Annotated in this window: 18 protein-coding genes; 14 read left to right on the forward strand and 4 right to left on the reverse strand. The window is 32.5% G+C overall.

Annotation, left to right across the window (positions count from 1 at the left end):
* The first annotated feature begins 415 nt into the window (after window positions 1-415).
* Both METFODRAFT_RS06595 and METFODRAFT_RS06600 read left to right on the forward strand, forming a co-directional pair.
* Entirely contained in the window at window positions 416-2,122 is a 1,707-nt protein-coding gene (locus METFODRAFT_RS06595) for a tetratricopeptide repeat protein (RefSeq protein ID WP_007044788.1), read from the forward strand.
* Window positions 2,123-3,676 carry an ATP-binding protein gene (locus METFODRAFT_RS06600; RefSeq protein WP_007044789.1) on the forward strand — a complete coding sequence of 518 codons (1,554 nt, stop codon included), beginning with the start codon at window positions 2,123-2,125 and terminating at the stop codon, window positions 3,674-3,676.
* Here METFODRAFT_RS06600 and METFODRAFT_RS06605 read toward each other — a convergent pair.
* On the reverse strand, window positions 3,673-4,206 hold the full coding sequence (locus tag METFODRAFT_RS06605) for a hypothetical protein (protein ID WP_048115707.1): 534 nt from the start codon (window positions 4,204-4,206) through the stop codon (window positions 3,673-3,675). The genes METFODRAFT_RS06600 and METFODRAFT_RS06605 overlap by 4 nt on opposite strands.
* Window positions 4,207-4,288: 82 nt before the next feature.
* On the opposite strand from METFODRAFT_RS06605, the gene METFODRAFT_RS06610 reads away from it, so the two are divergent.
* The 10 genes from METFODRAFT_RS06610 (at window position 4,289) to METFODRAFT_RS10710 (ending at window position 14,343) form a co-directional block, all read left to right on the forward strand.
* A complete protein-coding gene (locus METFODRAFT_RS06610; RefSeq protein ID WP_007044791.1) occupies window positions 4,289-4,978 on the forward strand; it encodes a fibrillarin-like rRNA/tRNA 2'-O-methyltransferase in 690 nt (229 codons plus the stop codon).
* A 204-nt stretch (window positions 4,979-5,182) separates the two neighbouring features.
* Window positions 5,183-6,772 carry an ABC transporter substrate-binding protein gene (locus tag METFODRAFT_RS06615; protein ID WP_007044792.1) on the forward strand — a complete coding sequence of 530 codons (1,590 nt, stop codon included), beginning with the start codon at window positions 5,183-5,185 and terminating at the stop codon, window positions 6,770-6,772.
* A gap of 36 nt (window positions 6,773-6,808) precedes the next feature.
* Window positions 6,809-7,753, forward strand: coding sequence for an ABC transporter permease (locus METFODRAFT_RS06620; RefSeq protein WP_007044793.1), 945 nt, complete (start codon window positions 6,809-6,811; stop codon window positions 7,751-7,753).
* A gap of 3 nt (window positions 7,754-7,756) precedes the next feature.
* Complete coding sequence (locus METFODRAFT_RS06625) at window positions 7,757-8,569, forward strand: ABC transporter permease (RefSeq protein ID WP_007044794.1); 813 nt, start codon at window positions 7,757-7,759, stop codon at window positions 8,567-8,569.
* A 4-nt stretch (window positions 8,570-8,573) separates the two neighbouring features.
* On the forward strand, window positions 8,574-9,200 hold the full coding sequence (locus METFODRAFT_RS06630) for a class I SAM-dependent methyltransferase (RefSeq protein WP_007044795.1): 627 nt from the start codon (window positions 8,574-8,576) through the stop codon (window positions 9,198-9,200).
* 90 nt (window positions 9,201-9,290) lie between these two features.
* A complete protein-coding gene (locus METFODRAFT_RS06635) occupies window positions 9,291-10,499 on the forward strand; it encodes a nitrogenase component 1 (RefSeq protein ID WP_048115709.1) in 1,209 nt (402 codons plus the stop codon).
* 8 nt (window positions 10,500-10,507) lie between these two features.
* Complete coding sequence (locus tag METFODRAFT_RS06640) at window positions 10,508-11,908, forward strand: nitrogenase component 1 (RefSeq protein WP_007044797.1); 1,401 nt, start codon at window positions 10,508-10,510, stop codon at window positions 11,906-11,908.
* 15 nt (window positions 11,909-11,923) lie between these two features.
* Window positions 11,924-12,796 carry a nitrogenase iron protein gene (gene nifH, locus METFODRAFT_RS06645; protein ID WP_007044798.1) on the forward strand — a complete coding sequence of 291 codons (873 nt, stop codon included), beginning with the start codon at window positions 11,924-11,926 and terminating at the stop codon, window positions 12,794-12,796.
* Window positions 12,797-13,292: 496 nt separating this feature from the next.
* Window positions 13,293-13,760 carry a hypothetical protein gene (locus METFODRAFT_RS10890; RefSeq protein WP_007044799.1) on the forward strand — a complete coding sequence of 156 codons (468 nt, stop codon included), beginning with the start codon at window positions 13,293-13,295 and terminating at the stop codon, window positions 13,758-13,760.
* Window positions 13,761-13,824: 64 nt separating this feature from the next.
* Window positions 13,825-14,343 (forward strand): hypothetical protein, encoded by a 519-nt coding sequence (locus METFODRAFT_RS10710; RefSeq protein WP_007044800.1) that lies wholly within the window; start codon window positions 13,825-13,827, stop codon window positions 14,341-14,343.
* A 16-nt stretch (window positions 14,344-14,359) separates the two neighbouring features.
* Here METFODRAFT_RS10710 and METFODRAFT_RS11540 read toward each other — a convergent pair whose 3' ends face one another.
* The gene (locus METFODRAFT_RS11540; protein ID WP_245528945.1) at window positions 14,360-14,671 is read right to left on the reverse strand and encodes a hypothetical protein; all 312 of its coding nucleotides are present in this window, start codon (window positions 14,669-14,671) and stop codon (window positions 14,360-14,362) included.
* A gap of 19 nt (window positions 14,672-14,690) precedes the next feature.
* A complete protein-coding gene (locus METFODRAFT_RS11545; protein WP_007044802.1) occupies window positions 14,691-15,239 on the reverse strand; it encodes a hypothetical protein in 549 nt (182 codons plus the stop codon).
* 207 nt (window positions 15,240-15,446) lie between these two features.
* On the opposite strand from METFODRAFT_RS11545, the gene hypF reads away from it, so the two are divergent.
* Both hypF and METFODRAFT_RS06670 read left to right on the forward strand, forming a co-directional pair.
* Window positions 15,447-17,735 carry a carbamoyltransferase HypF gene (gene hypF, locus METFODRAFT_RS06665; protein WP_007044803.1) on the forward strand — a complete coding sequence of 763 codons (2,289 nt, stop codon included), beginning with the start codon at window positions 15,447-15,449 and terminating at the stop codon, window positions 17,733-17,735.
* Window positions 17,736-17,790: 55 nt separating this feature from the next.
* A complete protein-coding gene (locus tag METFODRAFT_RS06670) occupies window positions 17,791-18,393 on the forward strand; it encodes a hypothetical protein (RefSeq protein ID WP_007044804.1) in 603 nt (200 codons plus the stop codon).
* Here the strand turns inward: METFODRAFT_RS06670 and METFODRAFT_RS06675 are convergent.
* Window positions 18,390-19,010: an archaetidylserine decarboxylase gene (locus tag METFODRAFT_RS06675; protein ID WP_007044805.1), complete on the reverse strand. Its 621-nt coding sequence runs from the start codon at window positions 19,008-19,010 to the stop codon at window positions 18,390-18,392. The two genes, METFODRAFT_RS06670 and METFODRAFT_RS06675, sit on opposite strands and share 4 nt — an antisense overlap.
* Window positions 19,011-19,276: the final 266 nt, after the last annotated feature.

Here is a 19,276-nt window from a genome sequence, read left to right on the forward strand (position 1 = left end):
CTTGATTTTGAACATGCAAAGGACTATCTAAAAATCTATAAAAAGCGTTGGAATATAGAAACAAGATTTAGAATGTTTAAAGACCTAAAAATAAAAACGAAATCAGGACTTTAAAGGTTAGGTTGTTTCTATTTATCCTTAGAGCGATAATCCATAACTTTTGGATTTGGATGAAACATAAAAACGAAATTCCTTATAATTTAAATTATAATTTAAAAGAATTTATTATATCAATTAACGACTTTGCAAACTTGTATTGCAAACCTTCCTTTGATTATGGTGGTAATACTCGGTTGTGTATATCTAATGCATATTCGGAGATACTGATATTTTATTATCTGAATTTGCAGTTAATATTTATTAAAATTTAAAAGTTTTTTAAATGGAGTATACGTCTAATTAAATGGTGGAGTATATGGGGTTATTAGACAAACTAAAGGAAAAGTTTATGTCCTTTGAGGACTGGGTTTTAAAAGGGGATTATTACTTGGAGAAAGGAGATTATCTGAATGCGTTTGAATGCTATTATAGGGCATTGGAGAAAAAGAATGACCCAGCAATTTGGTATAACTTAGCATACTGTCTTCTCCATTTGAGTAAGTATAAGGAGGCCTTAGAGGCAATAAATGAAGCACTCAATTCTGACCCAGATAATCCACAGTATCTCTATTTGAAGGGGTGGATTTATTATAAAATGGGAAACTTAGGGGATGCATACGAATATCTCAAAGAATCATCTAATAAACTCAAAAATGATAATGTATACTACATCCTTGGAAAAATAGCGATGGGATTTGAGGATTACAATAAGGCAATAGAATACTTTAGCGAGGCACATAAAATAAACCCAAAGAACGTTGATGCATTGGCAGAAATTGGAAAGATTTATCTTTTACATGGGGATATGGACTCAGGTGCGGAGTATTTTACTGAATATTTGAAGAGGAATCCAAATGGTAAGTATAAGGTTGTGTTGGATTTTATTGAGAAATCAAAAAATGAAATCCAAGTTTACGACCTTATGGAAGGGGGATTGAAATATTTAAAAATGAAAAAACATGTTGAGGCATTAAAATACTTTAACAAGATCGTCAAGTTAATTCAAAATGATGAATACTCTTACTACTACAAGGCAGTGATATTTGAGAACTTTGAGGAGTACAATAAGGCATTGAAGGAAATTGAGAATGCATTAGACATTTCAAAAAACAACATATTTTATAGCAAGAAGGGAGATATTTTAAAGCATCTTAAGAGGTATGATGAGGCAATAGTGCAATATCAAAATGCATTGGAATGCAACAATGAATGCCCCTACACATATTTAGGTTTGGGACAATTATATTTTGAAATAGGTGAGTATGAGAAGGCAAGTGAATGCTTTGATAACTTACTTGAATGCTACATGTCAAACCTTCCATCTGAGGATAGGGATTTATTTAACATATATGGGTTGATTGGTAAGGGAGAAACGAGCAATACGAGGAGATTTTTTGAGGAATCATTGGATTATATAAACAGATACCTATCAAAAAATATGGATGATGTTTATTGGTGGTATTTGAAGGGTTATGTTCTTTACAAACTTAGGGATTATAGGGGAGCGTTGGAGGCACTTTACAACGCATCAAAAATTGATAACAAAAACATCGAAATTTTGAATGCAGTGTGTGTTATCTATGAAAAACTTGGTAGAATTGAGGATGCAATAAACATTTACAAACAAATATTAAGTATAGAACCAAATATGGAGCATATAAAAGATTATATTGAAAATCTGTCATCAAATAAACCATCTGGCAATGAGATTCCATCGATACTGCATAAAAAAATATCAATTTACTACAGAATACCAATGCCAATATACTGTGGAAACAATATTTTAAAAAGCATTAAGGATAAAAATCCAATTGAGGCTTATTATCACTTTAATATGTTGATTAAAATCCTATCACCAATTAAAGATGATATAGGGGAGAAGATATCAGAAGTTTCTGATTTGTTGTGTTATGAGATGTATAGGTTTGCCGATAAACTTGAGGATTATGAACCAGAAAAAACTACCTTATCAAGGATTGAGGGATTGTTTAAATTACTTTTAGAATATGGGGAGGGTGTCTAAGTGATAGTAGGAAAAATTATTGGAGATACAACAACATCAGAATGTCAATTTAAGACAGACAAAAAGATAAGATCTGGAGAATATGTTGTGGTAAAGAATATTGATGATGAGGATGTTTTAGGGGTTATAAAGAACATTAAGGCATCTGATAATCACTTTATATGTGGTGTGAAAATTCTTGGTGTATTGAAAGGAAAAAAATTATTCCCCAACAGGAGTCCAATAGTTTATGGTGGAGATGTTTATCTTGGAGATGAGGAGATATTAAAAACCTTATTTTACAACGAAAAAGGCATAAAGATAGGGCACCTATTGACGAGAGAATCGATAAGTGTTTATTTAGATGTTGATAAACTTGTATCAAGGCATTTTGCAATTCTTGCCGTAACTGGAGGAGGAAAATCAAATACAGTAGCGGTTATTTGTAAGGAACTTGGAAGTAAGAATGGGACGCTTGTAATTTTTGATCCCCATGGGGAGTATATGAAACTCAGTCATGAGAGTATCGAAATGAAGATGAATCCACTTACTGCAAAGATTGACCCATCACTCCTGTCTCCAAATGAACTTGCGGACTTAGTGGGTATTGATAAGGAGGATAAAAAAGAGAGAATTTACCTATCTTTTGCATTCAATACTGTGAAGAGAAAGGCTTTTGAGAATAGGAAGGAATTGAGGGGATCAAGGTTCTTAGAGGAACTTCTGAATATCATGTATGAATGGGTAAAAAATGTAGACGTTGGATGGGATATAGAGTATTACAACCCACGAAAAAAGATGTATGATAGAAGGAAGTTGAGTAGGGAAGATGGGGATGTGTTATTTTCTTTAATCGATATTATTGAAAATTTCCAACTGACGTTTTCTGAAAATATTGGGGATAGAGATATATTGGAAAAACTTGAAGTTGGAAAAATAAATGTTGTTGATTTGAGCGGTTTGGAAGTATCTCAAATGGTTTCAATTGTTTCCTATGTTGCAAGACGTCTTCTGTCAAAAAGAATCCTCTACCTAAAAGCACAGAGGAACTTTGACAATCCAATAGAGGATATCAGAAAAAAATCAAGGGAAATCCTTAACGAAATTAAAACAAAATATAGAATAGTTACAAAACCTTTACTTCTGATCGTTGAGGAGGCACACATATATATTCCAATAAATGAATATAATGATGCAAGTTTGTGGTTAGGAAAGATTGCAAGAGAGGGAAGGAAATTTGGTGTTGGTTTAGGACTTATCTCCCAAAGACCTAAACAACTCAATCCCGATGTTTTATCCCAAACAAACACAAAGATAATACTAAGAATCGTTGAACCAGAAGACCAAAAATATATTCAAATGGCATCTGAGGATTTAGGAGAAGATTTGGTTAAGGATTTGGCATCATTGGGAATTGGGGAAGCGGTGATTATTGGAACAGCAATATCTATGCCAACAATAGTTAAAATAGATAAGTTTGATGGAAGTTATGGAGGAGAAGATATTAAAATTTATGATGCGTGGAATTCAATTGGTGGAGATGAGTTTGTTGATGACTTTAAGTTTGGATTTTAGTAGAGATTTCCATTCCTAAATTTTTCTATTTGGTTTTTAATGATATTCTCAAGTTCTCCATCATCTTTTAAAAACATCCTTTGAGAAAAGATTTTCCCTTTTCCAATGAATTTAATAAATCCATTCTCTTTTTTTATTTCTTTGATTTTATTCCAACTTATAAATTTATTTTGATAGTAAATCCCATCTTCACCAATAAAAACATCTATTTCATTATTCATTGATATCCAAATAACAATCATAGATATAATAATAAAAATCTCTGCAATTATTGAAGATATTGAAATTGAATCACCATAAACTACATATATTAAAATATTAAACACAATTAAACCAAAAATCATAAGTCCAAACAAAATTGGCATTGTTTTCTTATCAAACTCTGCCTTTTTCCCATACAATAGATTAAGATAGTTCATTTTAATTTTCTTTAAAACTCTATATTTAATCTTTGGTTGCATTTTTGATATTTTGTAAAAAATAATGCTATTGATTAACAACACGATTGAAACATATAGCATAGGGTCCATAGCTTCACCCATAAATATCTCAATAACCAATTAGTTTATAATCTTATAAGTTAATAATAAAGATATATATTTTGGTGAGAAAATGGAAGACATAAAAATCAAAGAGATTTTTGAAAACATCTATGAAGTTGATTTGGAAGATGGTTTAAAAAGAATAGCAACAAAATCTATTGTTAAGGGAAAAAAGGTTTATGGTGAAAGAATAATAAATATTGGAGATGATGAATACAGAATTTGGAATCCAAACAAAAGTAAGTTAGCAGCGGCAATAATAAACGGATTAAAGGTTATGCCCATAAAAAAAGGTACAAAAGTTCTTTATTTGGGAGCATCAGCAGGAACAACGCCATCCCACGTTGCAGATATTGTTGAAAAATCCCCCGTTTATTCAGTTGAATATTCCCCAAGGATCATGAGGGAGTTTTTAGAGGTTTGTGAGGATAGGAAAAATTTAATCCCAATATTGGGCGATGCAAATAAACCCCAAGAATACGCTTTTATTGTAGAAAAGGTTGATGTTATTTATGAGGATGTTGCTCAACCAAATCAAGCGGAGATTTTAATTAAAAATGCAAAGTGGTTCTTAAAGAAAGGCGGTTACGGAATGATTTCCATAAAGGCAAGGAGCATAGATGTCACAAAAGATCCAAAAGAAATATTCAAAGAGCAAAAAGAGATTTTAGAAAAAAATAGATTTAAAATTGTTGATGAAGTAAATATTGGGCCATTTGAAAAAGACCACATTATGTTCGTAGGTATTTGGGAAGGATAGGCTTAATAACCTATATTTTTTTATTTTATTATTCCTATTATTTAAAATTTAATAACTATTTTAAAAATTTGTTACACAATGGTGATATAATTTTAAAATTTTTAATATCTGATAATAATTATTATTATATTTGATATCAAATCATAATATTTATATATAAAATTATAGTATGTATGAATGTGAAAATATCCTTAAGGTGATATTTTGAATGTAAAAAAGTTTGGAATTTTATTACTATGTGGGATGCTTGTCTTTACCGTAGCGATGTGTGGTTGCACACAAAAAACCACAACAGAAGAAGTAAAACCCACAACAACTAATCCAACAACCGGAGATGAAACAAAACCAAAAACAAAACCCCAAATCCTTACTTTAGGGGCTTACAAAGACCTTAAGGGCTTTGAAGGTAAGAGTTTGGTGTTTGATACTCTTTTAAAATACAATGATGATTTCTCACCAAAACCAAATATAATTGAAAGTTGGGAAGTTTTAGATGATAAAAAAACCTATATTCTCCACATTAAAAAGGGTATAAAATTCCATAATGGAAAAGAGGCAAATGCAGATGTTGTTAAGTTTTCTATAGAATACTGGGCTCCTTACAGATACTGCAGATATATGAAGTATCTCGATAGTATGGAGAAAGTTGATAACTACACATTAAAAGTTAAGTTTAAAGAATCCTACTCGCCATTCTTATTGGAGTTGCCAAGGATCTACTTAACACTTCCAGAAACAGTTGATGACAAAGGAAACATTAAAGAATGGATTGGAACTGGTCCATTCATCTTAAAAGAATATCAAAAGGACCAAAAGGCAATTTTAGTTAGAAACGACAACTACTGGAACAAAGAAAAGATGCCAAAGATTGAGGAAGTTATTTGGAAGGTTATTCCAGATGAAAATGCAAGAATTATGGCATTGAAGAGTGGAGAAGTTGATGCAATTGGAGTTACTGAGCATTATCTTTCAATCCCAGCACAGAGAATTCCAGAATTGCAAAAAACACCTGGAATTAAGGTTATGATTGCAGACAAAGGAACCATTGAAACCTACTCCTTTAACTACAAGAAAGGACCTTTAACAGATGTAAGGGTTAGGAAGGCTATTGCCTATGCAATTGATAGAGAAGGGCTTTGTAGGGATTTATTCTCCAACATTCCAAAACCTACAGGACATTTACTATTGCCTGAATTTATACATGGTCCAAAGAATGTTGAGCCATACACATACAATCCAGAGAAGGCAAAACAACTCCTTGCAGAGGCAGGTTATAAAGATACAGATGGAGATGGCATCTTAGATAAAGATGGAAAACCATTGAAATTGGTTTTATTAACAGGAGATAGGCAGATGGAAAGAGATACAGCAGTCTATATGCAAAATAATTTAAAGAATATTGGAATTGATGTAGAGATTAAGAGTTTAGAAGACAAAGCAAGAAAGCAATTGGCTAAAAAAGGAGAGTTTGATATCTGCAGGTGCCACCCATGGGTTGCTCCACCAGTTAGGTACTTGAAGTGGAGATGCACAGACAATGGCTATGACAACTACGGATGTAAGTTTGGAGTGAATGAGGACGTTAAAGAGTTAATTGATAAAATCTACACAGCAAAGAGTGATGAAGATCTGGAAAAATACTGGAATGAATTATGGAAAATTGAATATGACTTCTGCCCAGCAATGGGGTTGTATGTAAGACCAAGAGCATTTGCATTTAAAGACAATATTGAAGGATTTAGGTTTGATGCAGATGTTGGATATATCGATTTAAGTAATGTGGTTATAAAATAACATCAATTAAATTTTAATTTTTTTAGGTGGGTTGTAATGAAGAAATTTATAATGAGAAGATTGTTTTTGGCAATACCAACTGCAATATTTGTTTCTTTGATCTCATTTTCACTGTTGTATTTTTCTCCTGGAAATCCAGCGGAGATTGTTTTAGAAATGAAATCTCCAGATGGAAGTCCAGATAACCAGATGATTAAGGAGTATGAGAAAAAATTGGGTTTAGACAAGCCGTTTTATGAATTATATTTAATTTGGTTGAGTAGGGTAGTGAGGGGAGATTTAGGCTACTCTTTCCAGAATGGAGAACCAGTTTTGGATGAGTTTATGGCAAGGTTTCCATATACGGTTATGATTATGATAGGGGCTACTGTTGTTTATTTTATATTGGGGATTACGATGGGGATTTTATCTGCCTTAAATAAAGATGGAGTTATTGATAATTTAGTTAGGGCCTATGCATCAATAAAAATGGCAATACCAAGTTTTTGGTTGGCATTGTTGTTAATTTGGATATTTTCTGTTAAACTTAAACTTGTTAGTGCCTTTGGATACAATGGATTGGAAAGTTTAATATTGCCTTCTCTTGCCCTTGGCTTAGGAATGGCTGGTTCTTTGGCAAGGGTTTTGAGGACTTGCATCCTTGAAACGTTGAGTAGTGATTATATTTTAACTGCAAGGGCAAAGGGTCTTAGAGAGATTGTTATTATGTTAAGACATGTTTTAAAAAATGCATTTTTGCCTGTTGTTACTTTAATTGGAATGAAAACTGCCTATCTATTAGGAGGGGCTGTGATAGTTGAGACTATTTTTGGTTGGCCAGGGATGGGGAGTTATTTTGTTGAGGCAATAAATGCAAAAGATTTCCCAATTGTGTCTGGATTTGTGTTTATATTTGGAATTCTCTTTGTTCTGGTTAATTTGATTGTTGATGTTTCCTATGCAATGTTGGACCCAAGGGTAAGATATGATAAAGGTGAATAGAGGATGGAAGCAAAGAGAAAGATTGTTTTATGCTCATTGGGGATTGGGATAGTATTTGTTATTTCTCTATTCTCCCCCCATATATTCAAAGATGTGAATGAGATAAATTTTAAAGAAAAACTCCAACCACCAAGTTTAAAACATCCGTTTGGAACTGACAACTTTGGCAGGGATTTATTGGAGAGAACTTTGTGTGGATTGAGAATTTCCTTAATTTTGGCAGTTTGCATTGAGATAATTTCCTTAACTATTGGAATTTCGATTGGATTGATAGCAGGATATTATGGAGGGATTGTTGATGAGATAATAAGTAGGGTTATAGATACTTTAATGGCATTTCCAAATATTATCTTTGCCTTAACATTAATTGCCATTTTAGGACAGGGGATGGTTACTTTAATCTTAGCACTTTCACTCCTTGGATGGATTGGCTATGCAAGGATTATTAGGAGTGAGGTTTTATCAATAAAAGAGAATGAGTATGTTTTATTATCAAAGGCAGTTGGAGGAAGCGATTTCTATATAATGATAAAGCACATCCTTCCAAATGCAATAATGCCTTTAATCCCTCTTGCTACTTTAATGATTGGGCATTCAGTCCTTTCTATTGCTGGATTAAGCTTTCTCGGCTTGGGAGTTCAGCCACCAACACCAGAACTTGGTTTAATGCTTAAAGAATCAATGACCTATATGGATATTGCTCCTTGGTTGATGATTTTTCCAGGATTAGTTTTATCAGTTTGTGTTTTGCTCTTTAATACTCTTGGAGATGCTTTAAGAGATTTATTTGACCCAAGAAAAAGAGAGATGTGGTGATACAATGGATATTAAAAACTATATAAAATCAAGGTGGAATCAGCATGCAGAGAGATATGATAAGATTCCAGCACATGGTGTGAATTCTGAAAAGGATAAAATTGCTGTTAAAGAGGCATTAAAAGAGATTCTTAAGGAAAAAATGAGAGTTTTAGATATTGGATGCGGAACTGGCTTTTTGTCCTTAATTTTGGCAGAACTAGGTTGTGAAGTTGTTGCTATTGATTTATCAGAAAATATGATGGAGAAAGCAAAGGAGAAAGCAGAGAAATTTGGCTACAATATTTTGTTTAAGGTGGAAGATGCAGAGAACCTATCTTTTGAAGATGAGACTTTTGATGCCGTCTTAGAAAGACACGTTTTATGGACGCTTCCTAATGTAGAGAGGGCAATTAAAAAATGGACAAGAGTATTAAAAAAAAGAGGAAAACTGATATTGATTGAGAGTGAGAAGAAGGGAAATACTGCAAACCACCACTATGATGAAGAGATTGCAAAAAAACTTCCGTTTGGAAATGGTGTTGATTTGGAGAAATTTGAAGAGATTGCTAAAAGCTGTAATTTAACATTCACAACAAAAAAGTTGGATTGTGAGAAGATAAATCTGATGATTATTTGTGAAAAATTATAATTTTATTCTCAATTAGTAATAAAATTTAAATACTTAATGTTAAGAAATAGCAATGAATTCCATATAGAGTACAACTTAAATGGTGATTCAATGGAGCCGATGCAGGGTTGTAGAATGATAGGAGCGGTTAGAGCATTTATTGGTATTGAAGATGGCTATATAGTTCTCCACTCTCCTCCTGGATGCCATTCTGGAGTTATGATGCTTGAGGTTTTGCAAGATAATAGCGATTGGAGAATAGCAGTTTCTGGAATGCATCAGAGGGATTTGATTTATGGTGCTGAAGATAAATGCCTTTTGGCAATAAAGAAGGTTTATGAAAACTTTAAGCCATCCTTTATTGTATCTATGGATTGCTGTTCATCTGGAATTTTGGGAGAGGATTTGGAGAGTGTTGTTGAAAATGCAAAAAAGGAGATTAATACTGAGGTTATTTATTTTAGCGGAGCAGGTTATCATAGTTTGGCCTATTATGGCTATGAGGAGGCATTGGAGGGATTAATCAAATTCATGGAGCAAAAGGAAATTATTAAGAATTCAATAAATCTCATTGGGATAAAGATAGATGATTTTAAGGTAAAGGAGGATATTGAGGAAATTAAAAGGATTTGTAACAACGCAGGTATTGGGATAAATGCTATCCTAACCTACGATACCTTTGAAAATATAAAAAATGCCCCAAATGCTGAGTTGAATGTTGTTTTTGGAGATGGGATTAAATTGGCTGAAGAGATGAAAAAGAAATTTGGAATCCCTTATGTTATTGTTGATTATCCTTACGGTTTAAATGGAACATTGGAGTTTTTAAACGCTATGGATGAGTTTTTCGATGTAAATTTTGATTTTGTTGAGAAGGAGAAAGAGAAGATAAATAAAATTGTTGAAAAAGTCCAATTTTACTTAAAAGGGTTTTATGGAATGAGTTGTGCAGTTGTTGGAGATTATAAAGCAATAGGATTTGCTAAATTTTTATCAGATGAGATTGGATTCGATATTGATACATTAGGCATTTCAAAATTCTACAACATGGAAAATAAACTAAAAGAAATTAAGGATTTTGTTGAAAATGTTGTTATTGATGATAGGAAAGAATTGGAAGATAAAATCATGAAAAATGATATTGAAGTTCTCTTTGGCTCAACATATGAGAAAAAAATAGCCCAAGAGAAGGGAATTCCATTAATAAGGTTTTCCTATCCAGTAGTTGATGAAGTATCTTTAATAAATTCTCCACTCGCTGGCTTTAATGGGATTCCAACGATTATTGAGCGAATGATAAATGAAATTATTAAAGCATAGGTGAAATTATGCAATACAAACAACAGAAGATAAGGATTTGTTCAAATTTTCCATTGCATAGGCAGAGTGGTATTCCTGGAAAGGTCTGTGGAGCTTTAAGGATAGCAAATCAAATAAAAGGATGCATTCCTATCCTTCACTCCCCAGTTGGTTGTGCATTCCAAAGGAAGATAAATACCTTCGCCCCTTATGAGATAACCTATAACTTACCTTGCACAGATTTAACTGAGGTTGATACTGTCTATGGAGGACATGAGAAATTGATTGAGAAGATTTTAGAGGTTGATAAAAAATACAAACCAGAACTTATAATGATTATCTCTACCTGTGCCCCAGATTTGATTGGAGAGGATTATGAGATTACTTTGGACGAGGTTAGGGAAAAAGTAAATGCAAAAATCATCTATGACACTGGGCATGCAAAGAGAGCCCCAGTAGGAATGCAGAGTGCTATGTATTCCTTAGCAACTCAGGTTATGGAAGTGGGGGAGAAGATTGAGAAGAGTTTGAATATCTTTAAACTCTCATATCATAGAACTGACTTGGTTGATGAATTTGTTGATATTTTGAAGGAGATGGGTGCTTATGTTAATGGCATCTATTTCAACAACAATACGGTTGAAGAAATAAGAAATATCCCAAGAGCAGAACTCAATTTGGTTGATTATCCTGCTGACTGGGTTTTGTATGCAGAGAAGAGGTTTGGAATGAAATATCTCACACCCCCAAGGTTAAAAGTAGAGGATTCCCTAACAACATTAAATGGCTTTGCTAAGTATTTGTATGCTATTGCCGATGCTTTGAATTTAGATGCAGATGTTGTTGAGAAGAGAAAGAAAATGGCGGAGGAGGAACTTGAAAAATATAAGCAGAAATTGAAGGGCAAGAAAATAGCAAGTGGATTTTCAGTGCATGGAGGGGCTATGCAGACGTTGATTGAGGATATTGGAATGGAATGCCCAATTTTAATATTAAAAACAAGAAGGATGAGTTTGTCAATGAAAGATGAGGTTATTAAGCATATTTCAAATGCTATGACAAGATTTATTGAAAAACATCAGGGATATGCCCCAGAAATCCTTATAAATCCAACAACAGAGGAAGAGATAAGGGCAATGAAAGAACATGGCATAGAGTTGTGTGTTGGAGGGATGGAAAATAACATGTTCGAGTATTTGAGGAATGGGATTAGATTGTTCGATATGAGGAGGATGATGCAAATTTCAAAGGTTGGATTTGGAAATGCCATAAATATTGCAAGGGAGACATATAAGATATTGTTTAAAAAACCAAAATCATCATTGTTGTTAGGTAATCTCAACTATTCTGAAAAGAATCCAAGTTTAACAACTTATTGGGCAGATATTGTTGATGTGTTCCAAACATGCTGGTATTGTGAATATAGATAAAAAAGAGGTGAAGGTATGAAGCAGATAGCGTTTTATGGAAAAGGAGGAATTGGAAAATCAACAACCGTCTGTAATATAGCGGCAGCATTGGCAGATGAAGGTAAAAAAGTAATGGTTATTGGATGCGACCCAAAGCATGACTGCACATCAAATTTGAGAGGGGGGGAAGAAATCCCAACTGTTTTAGATACTTTGAGAGAAAAGGGAATGGAGAAGATGAGTTTAAATGACATATTGGATGGTAAAAAAATAGAGTTGGATGAGATTGTTTATAAGGGATATAAAGGTATTTATTGCATTGAGGCTGGAGGGCCTAAGCCTGGCTATGGATGTGCTGGAAGAGGGGTTATTGTTGCCATTGATTTGTTAAAGAAGATGAATGTTTTTGAGGAGTTGGAGGTTGATATCGTTCTCTATGATGTTTTGGGAGATGTTGTTTGTGGTGGATTTGCAATGCCTTTGAGAATGGGACTTGCTAAGCAAATTTATATTGTTACTTCCTCCGATTACATGGCTATGTATGCAGCCAATAACATCTGCAGAGGAATGAAGGAATTTGCAAAAAAAGGAGGAAGTAGGTTAGGGGGTTTAATCTATAACGTTAGAGGTTCTTTGGATGCTGGGGATATTGTTACTGAGTTTGCTAAAAAATTAGGAACTGAGATTATTGGGAAGATTCCAAATTCCTTGTTAATTGCTGAGGCGGAGATTGAGGGGAAGACGGTTGTTGAATACTCTCCAAACAGTGAGGTTGCATCAATTTATAGAGAACTCGCTAAGAAGATTTATGAAAATGAAAATGGGGTTGTTCCAAATCCATTGGAAAATGAGGAGATTATGCAGATTGGAAAGAGGGTTAAGGAAAGGATTAGAACTCTGAGAACTTAAATTTTTTTTTGGTGGGATTATGCTAAAGATAAGAATCTCCCAACTACTTTCTACAAAATATGTGATTTTAGCAAGAATCTTGACATTAAAACCAAATTTATTGTTGCAGATGAACCAACATCTATGTTAGGTGTTTCAGTCCAAGCACAAATTTTGAGTTTGATGAGGAAGATTCAAAAGGCAGAAGCATTTAAAAATGGTAAAATTGTTGAAATTGGATAAACAAAGGAATTTCTAAGAAATCCAAGGCATGAATACACAAAAAACTTATTGAGAACTCTCTTTTTGGATAAATTGCCATTAATTTTTTTAGTAACAACTAATCAATTAAATTTCTTAAATAATAAACTATATATATTCATTTTTTTAGTAGAAGAATCAATGTTTTGATGAATTAGTTATTAACTGATAGTGTGATTTAACAATATTAACTTTAAAACCAAAAAATAGAAATAGGTAGTACTTAAATAACTCGTTAAAAAACGGTGCATCTCCTATGCTAGCAGCACTTAATAGTATACTCACTAATTCTATAAATAGTTTAGGATTTAACTGTTCGGAGGAGTTATCTAAGTTCGCACAAGTTAGAACACTAACGCCAATAAAAACTATCAAAGCATTTTCAGAGTATGTCTCGGGAATTCACAGAACGACTATCGTTAAAAACCTACAAAAACTATCAGAAAATGAGTTTTGTTTGTATACTCAACTATCCAACCTTCCCGATATTTTTGATGACAATAGATTTAAATACACTGCAATAATCGATTCAACGCTACTAAGGAGATGGAGTAAAAAGGTTTATGGTTGCAATATTCGATATAACTACATCGAAAGACATAGCAAACCATATCAAGAGCAGATAAACTGCTGTATTTATCACGAAAAAAGGGATATATTCGATTTACACTACAATAAAACCACTTGGCAAAAAATCCACAGACATATTCATCGAAATTATTAGATTCTTAACTCATATAGATATCGGGACGGTCGTAGGAGACACTTTTGTAACGACAAAGAAAATTATGAAGGAATCTAAAGAATTGGGAATGGAATATATTGGTAAACTTAGGAAAAACCTGATAGTTGAATATTTCGGTAAGAAGGTTAAGGTAGAAGGACTATTTAAGAGGGATTTCGAGAAAGAAAAGCTTAAATTAAGGACTATTAATGGAATAAAGTTTAGATTATCCGAGAAAGTGGTCAATATTCCCGATGTTGGTAGAGTTAAAATCGTTGCAGTGTTGATGGAAAATCAGAAAAAACCTAAGTATCTGGTCTCTACAAACCATAAAAAGAAGGCAGAGAACATAATAAGCGAGTATATGAAGAGACCAAAGATAGAAGAAAAGCATAGAAGAGATAAATCGATTTTAGATGTTGAGGGAAATTACCTAACGTCTGAAAAGAGCAATATTGGGTTTGTTAGGTTTATAGCAATGGTATCAAACTGTATAGAATATTTAAGCCACAAATATGGATTATCATTCTATGAAGTGATTAAAGAGTGCAGTAAAGAACTAATAAAGAAAGGATTCTCGTAATCACACTGTCAGTAAATTAACCTTTGATAAAAACCAAATACCAAACAACGATTACAATTAGAAGGGGAATTTCATAAATAAGTAAGTGTAAAGTAGCCAACTTTACCCCTATTTTTCCAAATATAGACAATTGCAGAGGTAAATTTTTCCTCAAATAAATTATTATTTTGTTGATGAACTCTGCCACCAAAAGTGAGAATAAGATCTCATTTGGAGTTAAAACATTCCCATTCAAAAGTCCAGATGCAATACCAATAGCCCCTGAGATAGTGGCAAGTCCAGTTAGCATTATAACCAATACTGTAGAGGGCAAACCTAAAGCATCCAACAGCGAATCTGCAAAATTTTCAAACAGTTTTCAATAATCCATGCTCTATTAGGTAGGTTATTATCAATACGGATGGAACAAAAGACATCAAAACTCTCATATACTGTTTTACTGTATCTTTTATTATTGCATTTATTCCTCCAGATTCAAAATTAAAATCTATATTGATGTTGGTGTTGTTTTTTCTCAGCATTAAGATACCAAAGAACAAATACATACATGTAATTAAGAACTTAATCAAAACATACAAACCTCCAACATAAAAACCTAAACTCGTCGCCATTGGAATGGCAAAGAACAATATTATATGAATGCCAAATGAGAACATGCCTAAAAAATACAGCGGTATTAGATTCTCCCTTGAAAGCTCTCCTTTATTGCAGAGATTATTAAGCAAAAAATGCCCTGAGGTAGAACTAACAAAGTAAATAGCAAATATTGGAAAGTATTTATTTTTTATGTATTTTTGGAGTTTGTACAGAATATTTAAATGACACATAATATTTGCCAATAAAACCCCAATAAATATTAGGGGAAGAACTTTTGAAAATATCTCAAACGCCATCATGTTATCATTTTTTGGATTTTTAGGGTTTATTAAAAATAAGTTCTAATAGTACAGAATGATTTATAAATTATCAAAATCAACAACTTTAAATTTTAAGTAAATCAATAGATTAATGTAAAATGATTTAATTACGATTTTTTAACTTATAATTGACATCAAATCCTATTTAAATTTTAAGTTTCATAAAACAGTTATATTGGTGGGCATATGGATTTCATAAAAATACATGTAAAAGGTATTGTCCAAGGTGTGGGGTTTAGGCCTTTTGTTTATAGAATAGCAAAAGAGAATAATTTAAAAGGATATGTCAAAAATATGGGAAATTATGTTGAAATTGTGGTTGGAGGTAAAAAAGAAGACATAGAAAAATTTATAGATGATTTGAAGTCAAAAAAACCTCCTTTGTCGAAAATTGATGATTTAAAAATTAAATTAAATGAATTAAAGCTTCATTTTGATGATTTTGTTATACTGAATAGTGAAGAGACAGACAGAGAAGAAGAAGGAACCATTCCAGCAGATGTTGCTATTTGTGAGGAATGTTTAAAGGAGATGGTGGACAAAAACGATAGGAGATATAGGTATCCATTCATTGCATGCACAAATTGTGGGCCGAGATTTACCGTAATTGAAAAGGTTCCTTATGATAGGGAGAATACATCTATGAGGGATTTTCCACTTTGTGAGGTATGTTTAGAGGAATATAAAAATCCGTTAGATAGAAGATTTCATGCTCAAGCAACGTGTTGCCCAAAATGTGGACCAAAGGTTTTCTTAACTGATGAAAATGGAGAAGTTTTATATGAGAAGGATGAGGCAATAAACGAGGCTATTAAACTCTTAGAGGGAGGGAAAATTTTGGCGGTTAAAGGGATTGGAGGGACGCATTTAGTTTGTAAGGTAAATGATGATGAAGTTGTTTTAACATTAAGAAAGATGTTAGGAAGGCCTTCTCAGCCTTTTGCTGTAATGAGTAAATTAGAATATTTAAGTTTATTTGCAGAGTATGGTGATGAAGAGTTAGAAACACTAATTTCCCCAAGAAGACCTATCGTTGTCTTAAAGAAGAATGATGATTATAATAAATACTTCTCAAAATATGTCTCAAATTTGGACACTATTGGGGTTATGCTTCCATATAGTGGTTTGCATTATTTGCTTTTTGACAAAGAAATAGCATATATAATGACATCTGCAAACTTGCCTGGACTTCCTATGGTTAAAGATAATGATGAAATATTAAAGAAATTAAAAGGCATTGCAGATTATTTCTTACTGCATAATAGGAGGATTATAAATAGGTGTGATGATAGTGTTATGAAAAAGATAAACAACAGAATGATATTTTTGAGAAGGTCGAGAGGTTTTGCCCCAGAACCGATTGAAGTTAAAATAAACAATAGCAAAAACATCCTCTGCGTTGGGGGGGAATTAAATTCAACGGCATGTCTTGTAAAGAAAAATAAATTTTATCTAACTCAATACATTGGAAACACATCAAAATATGAGACCTTTTGTTATTTAAAGGATGCAATAAACAACCTAATAAAAATAACCAACACAAATAAGATTGATGTTGTTGTTTGTGATATGCATCCCCTCTTTAATTCAACAAAATTTGCTGAGGAGTTGGCAAGTAAAGGCATAGAGTTATTTAGAATTCAGCATCATCATGCACATGTGTTCTCATTAATGGGAGATAATAACTACTTTGATGATTGTATAATTATAGCTTTAGATGGAGTTGGTTATGGATTAGATGGAAACATCTGGGGTGGGGAAATATTTGCATGGAAAAACAATGAAATGAAAAGGATTGGGCATTTAGAGGAACAGTATCAACTTGGTGGGGATTTGGCAACAAAATATCCTCTTAGGATGTTATTGGGGATTTTGTATAAAAAAATTGGTGAAGAAGCAATAGATATTATAAAAGAATATAAATTCTTCTCAGATAAGGAATTAAAGATTTTTTCCCTCCAATTAGAAAAGAAAATTAACTGTCCAATAACCACTTCATGTGGAAGAGTTTTGGATGCTATATCTTCACTTTTATCAGTTACCTTTGAAAAAACCTACGATGGAGAACCGGCAATAAGATTGGAAGCGTTAGCAAGTGAATTTATAAAAAGAAAAAGGATTGATATTGAAGTTAATCCAAAAATAAAAAATGATATACTAAATACAACGGATTTAATATATAATTGCCATGAGATGCTCAAAAATGGTGTTGATAGGGGATATATTGCCTACTATGCCCACATCTACATTGCAGACGGACTTTCAAAGACAGCAATAAAAAATGCGGAGAAGTTAGGGATTGATTGTATTGGGTTGAGTGGGGGGGTTTCTTACAATAAAATTATCTCAGAGAGAATAAGGGAAAATGTTGAAAATCATGGATTTAAATTTTTATACCATAAGAATGTCTCGAATGGTGATGGGGGTTTGAGTTTTGGGCAGGGGGTTGGATATATATTGATGAATTCGCAATAAAAAATTTATATGCATACTTTAAATAGTAACTTAAAAACATGAAAAAGTGATAATTATGATTAGAGTTTATAGAATTAATGGGACTTGGTCAATATTGATTTTAGGATTGATACTATTGCTCATAATTGCAGGGATATTTCTTTTACTCCCACTCGCCGTTTTGGGAATTGTTTTATTAGGGGTTTATCTGTTATATAGGAGGTTTAAGGTATCTATTAATGAATTTATTTGGAAATTGAGAAAGAAAAAAATAAAAATAAAAGATACTTCGCAGAGTGGTGACGTAAAGATAAACTTTGGAAGAAAAATCCCTATTGAGGATTCATCAGAAACTTATAAAACAAAAGAGTTAAAAGAGGAATTTAATGGAGAGGTTGGAGAATTTATTGGGTATCTTAAGAATATCGGTATGGAATTTAAAGATGGGGTTTTATACTACAACAACAAAAAACTCTATCCAATATATAGGAGAAGTTATCCTGTCAATGAGATAATAAAATTAACCATCCCAGATAACTTTGATGCCATAATTTTGGGATTAAAGGGATTTCCTTATGAACCAAAGTTTTTGTATTTGATACCAATAAATGAGGCGAAAGAAAGAATGAGTGTGGATGAGTTAAAAAAATATGAATTTAGAATAAAATCGGTAGTTTAATTACAAAATTTTAATTTTGCTATTATACTCTCTCCAGCGTAAACCCTATCTCCTTTTTTAACCGTTATATTGTAGGTTTTTGGGATTATCAGTGCTGTTTGTGAACCAAGTTTTATCATCCCTATCCTTTCCCCTATTTTCACATAATCTCCTTCTTTAATATCGCAAACAGTTCTCCTTGCTACCGTTCCTGCAATTTGAACAACACCAATGTAGGTATTGTTATTTTTTATTATTATGATATTTCTTTCATTTTTGGTTATAACCCCTTCATAAAATGCAGGATATAGCGCTCCATTAAAGTGCTTAATATAAACTACTTTTCCACTTATTGGTGCTCTGTTCACATGCACATCAAAAGGCGACATGAAAATTCCAATTACATAAGAACCGTTTGGGTAGTATTTTTGAATATCCTTTAAAATATATGAATTTCCATCCTTATAAACTTCTGGAACACTGTTGTATGATTTTATATACAATATAGTTCCATCTGCTGGAGAAACAATAATTCCCTTTTCATTAGGAACTACCCTATCTGGATCCCTGTAGAAGTAAACAGTAAACAACAATAACGAACAAACACCTACAGCAATAAATTTATGATACTTCTTCATTTTTATTCACCAAAAAATGCATTTTTCAGAAAAACCAAATCTATATAGGACTTTCGCAAGCATATTCGAATATAATGATATAGCATTTATGATAAGATATTTCTACCACAACATTTTACTATTTTTCGAATAAAATTGTTTATGGTGAGAATATTCTACAAAAAAGCGAATGCAATTGTTTATATGCTCTTTCTTCTATTGCCAGAGTTTAATTCGTGTATAGAACTATACTAAAACATTACGCTATTTTCGGAATAAACGTATCT

Origin of the sequence: Methanotorris formicicus Mc-S-70, from assembly GCF_000243455.1 — an archaeon.
Taxonomy (GTDB): Archaea; AGJL01; Methanococci; order Methanococcales; family Methanococcaceae; genus Methanotorris; species Methanotorris formicicus.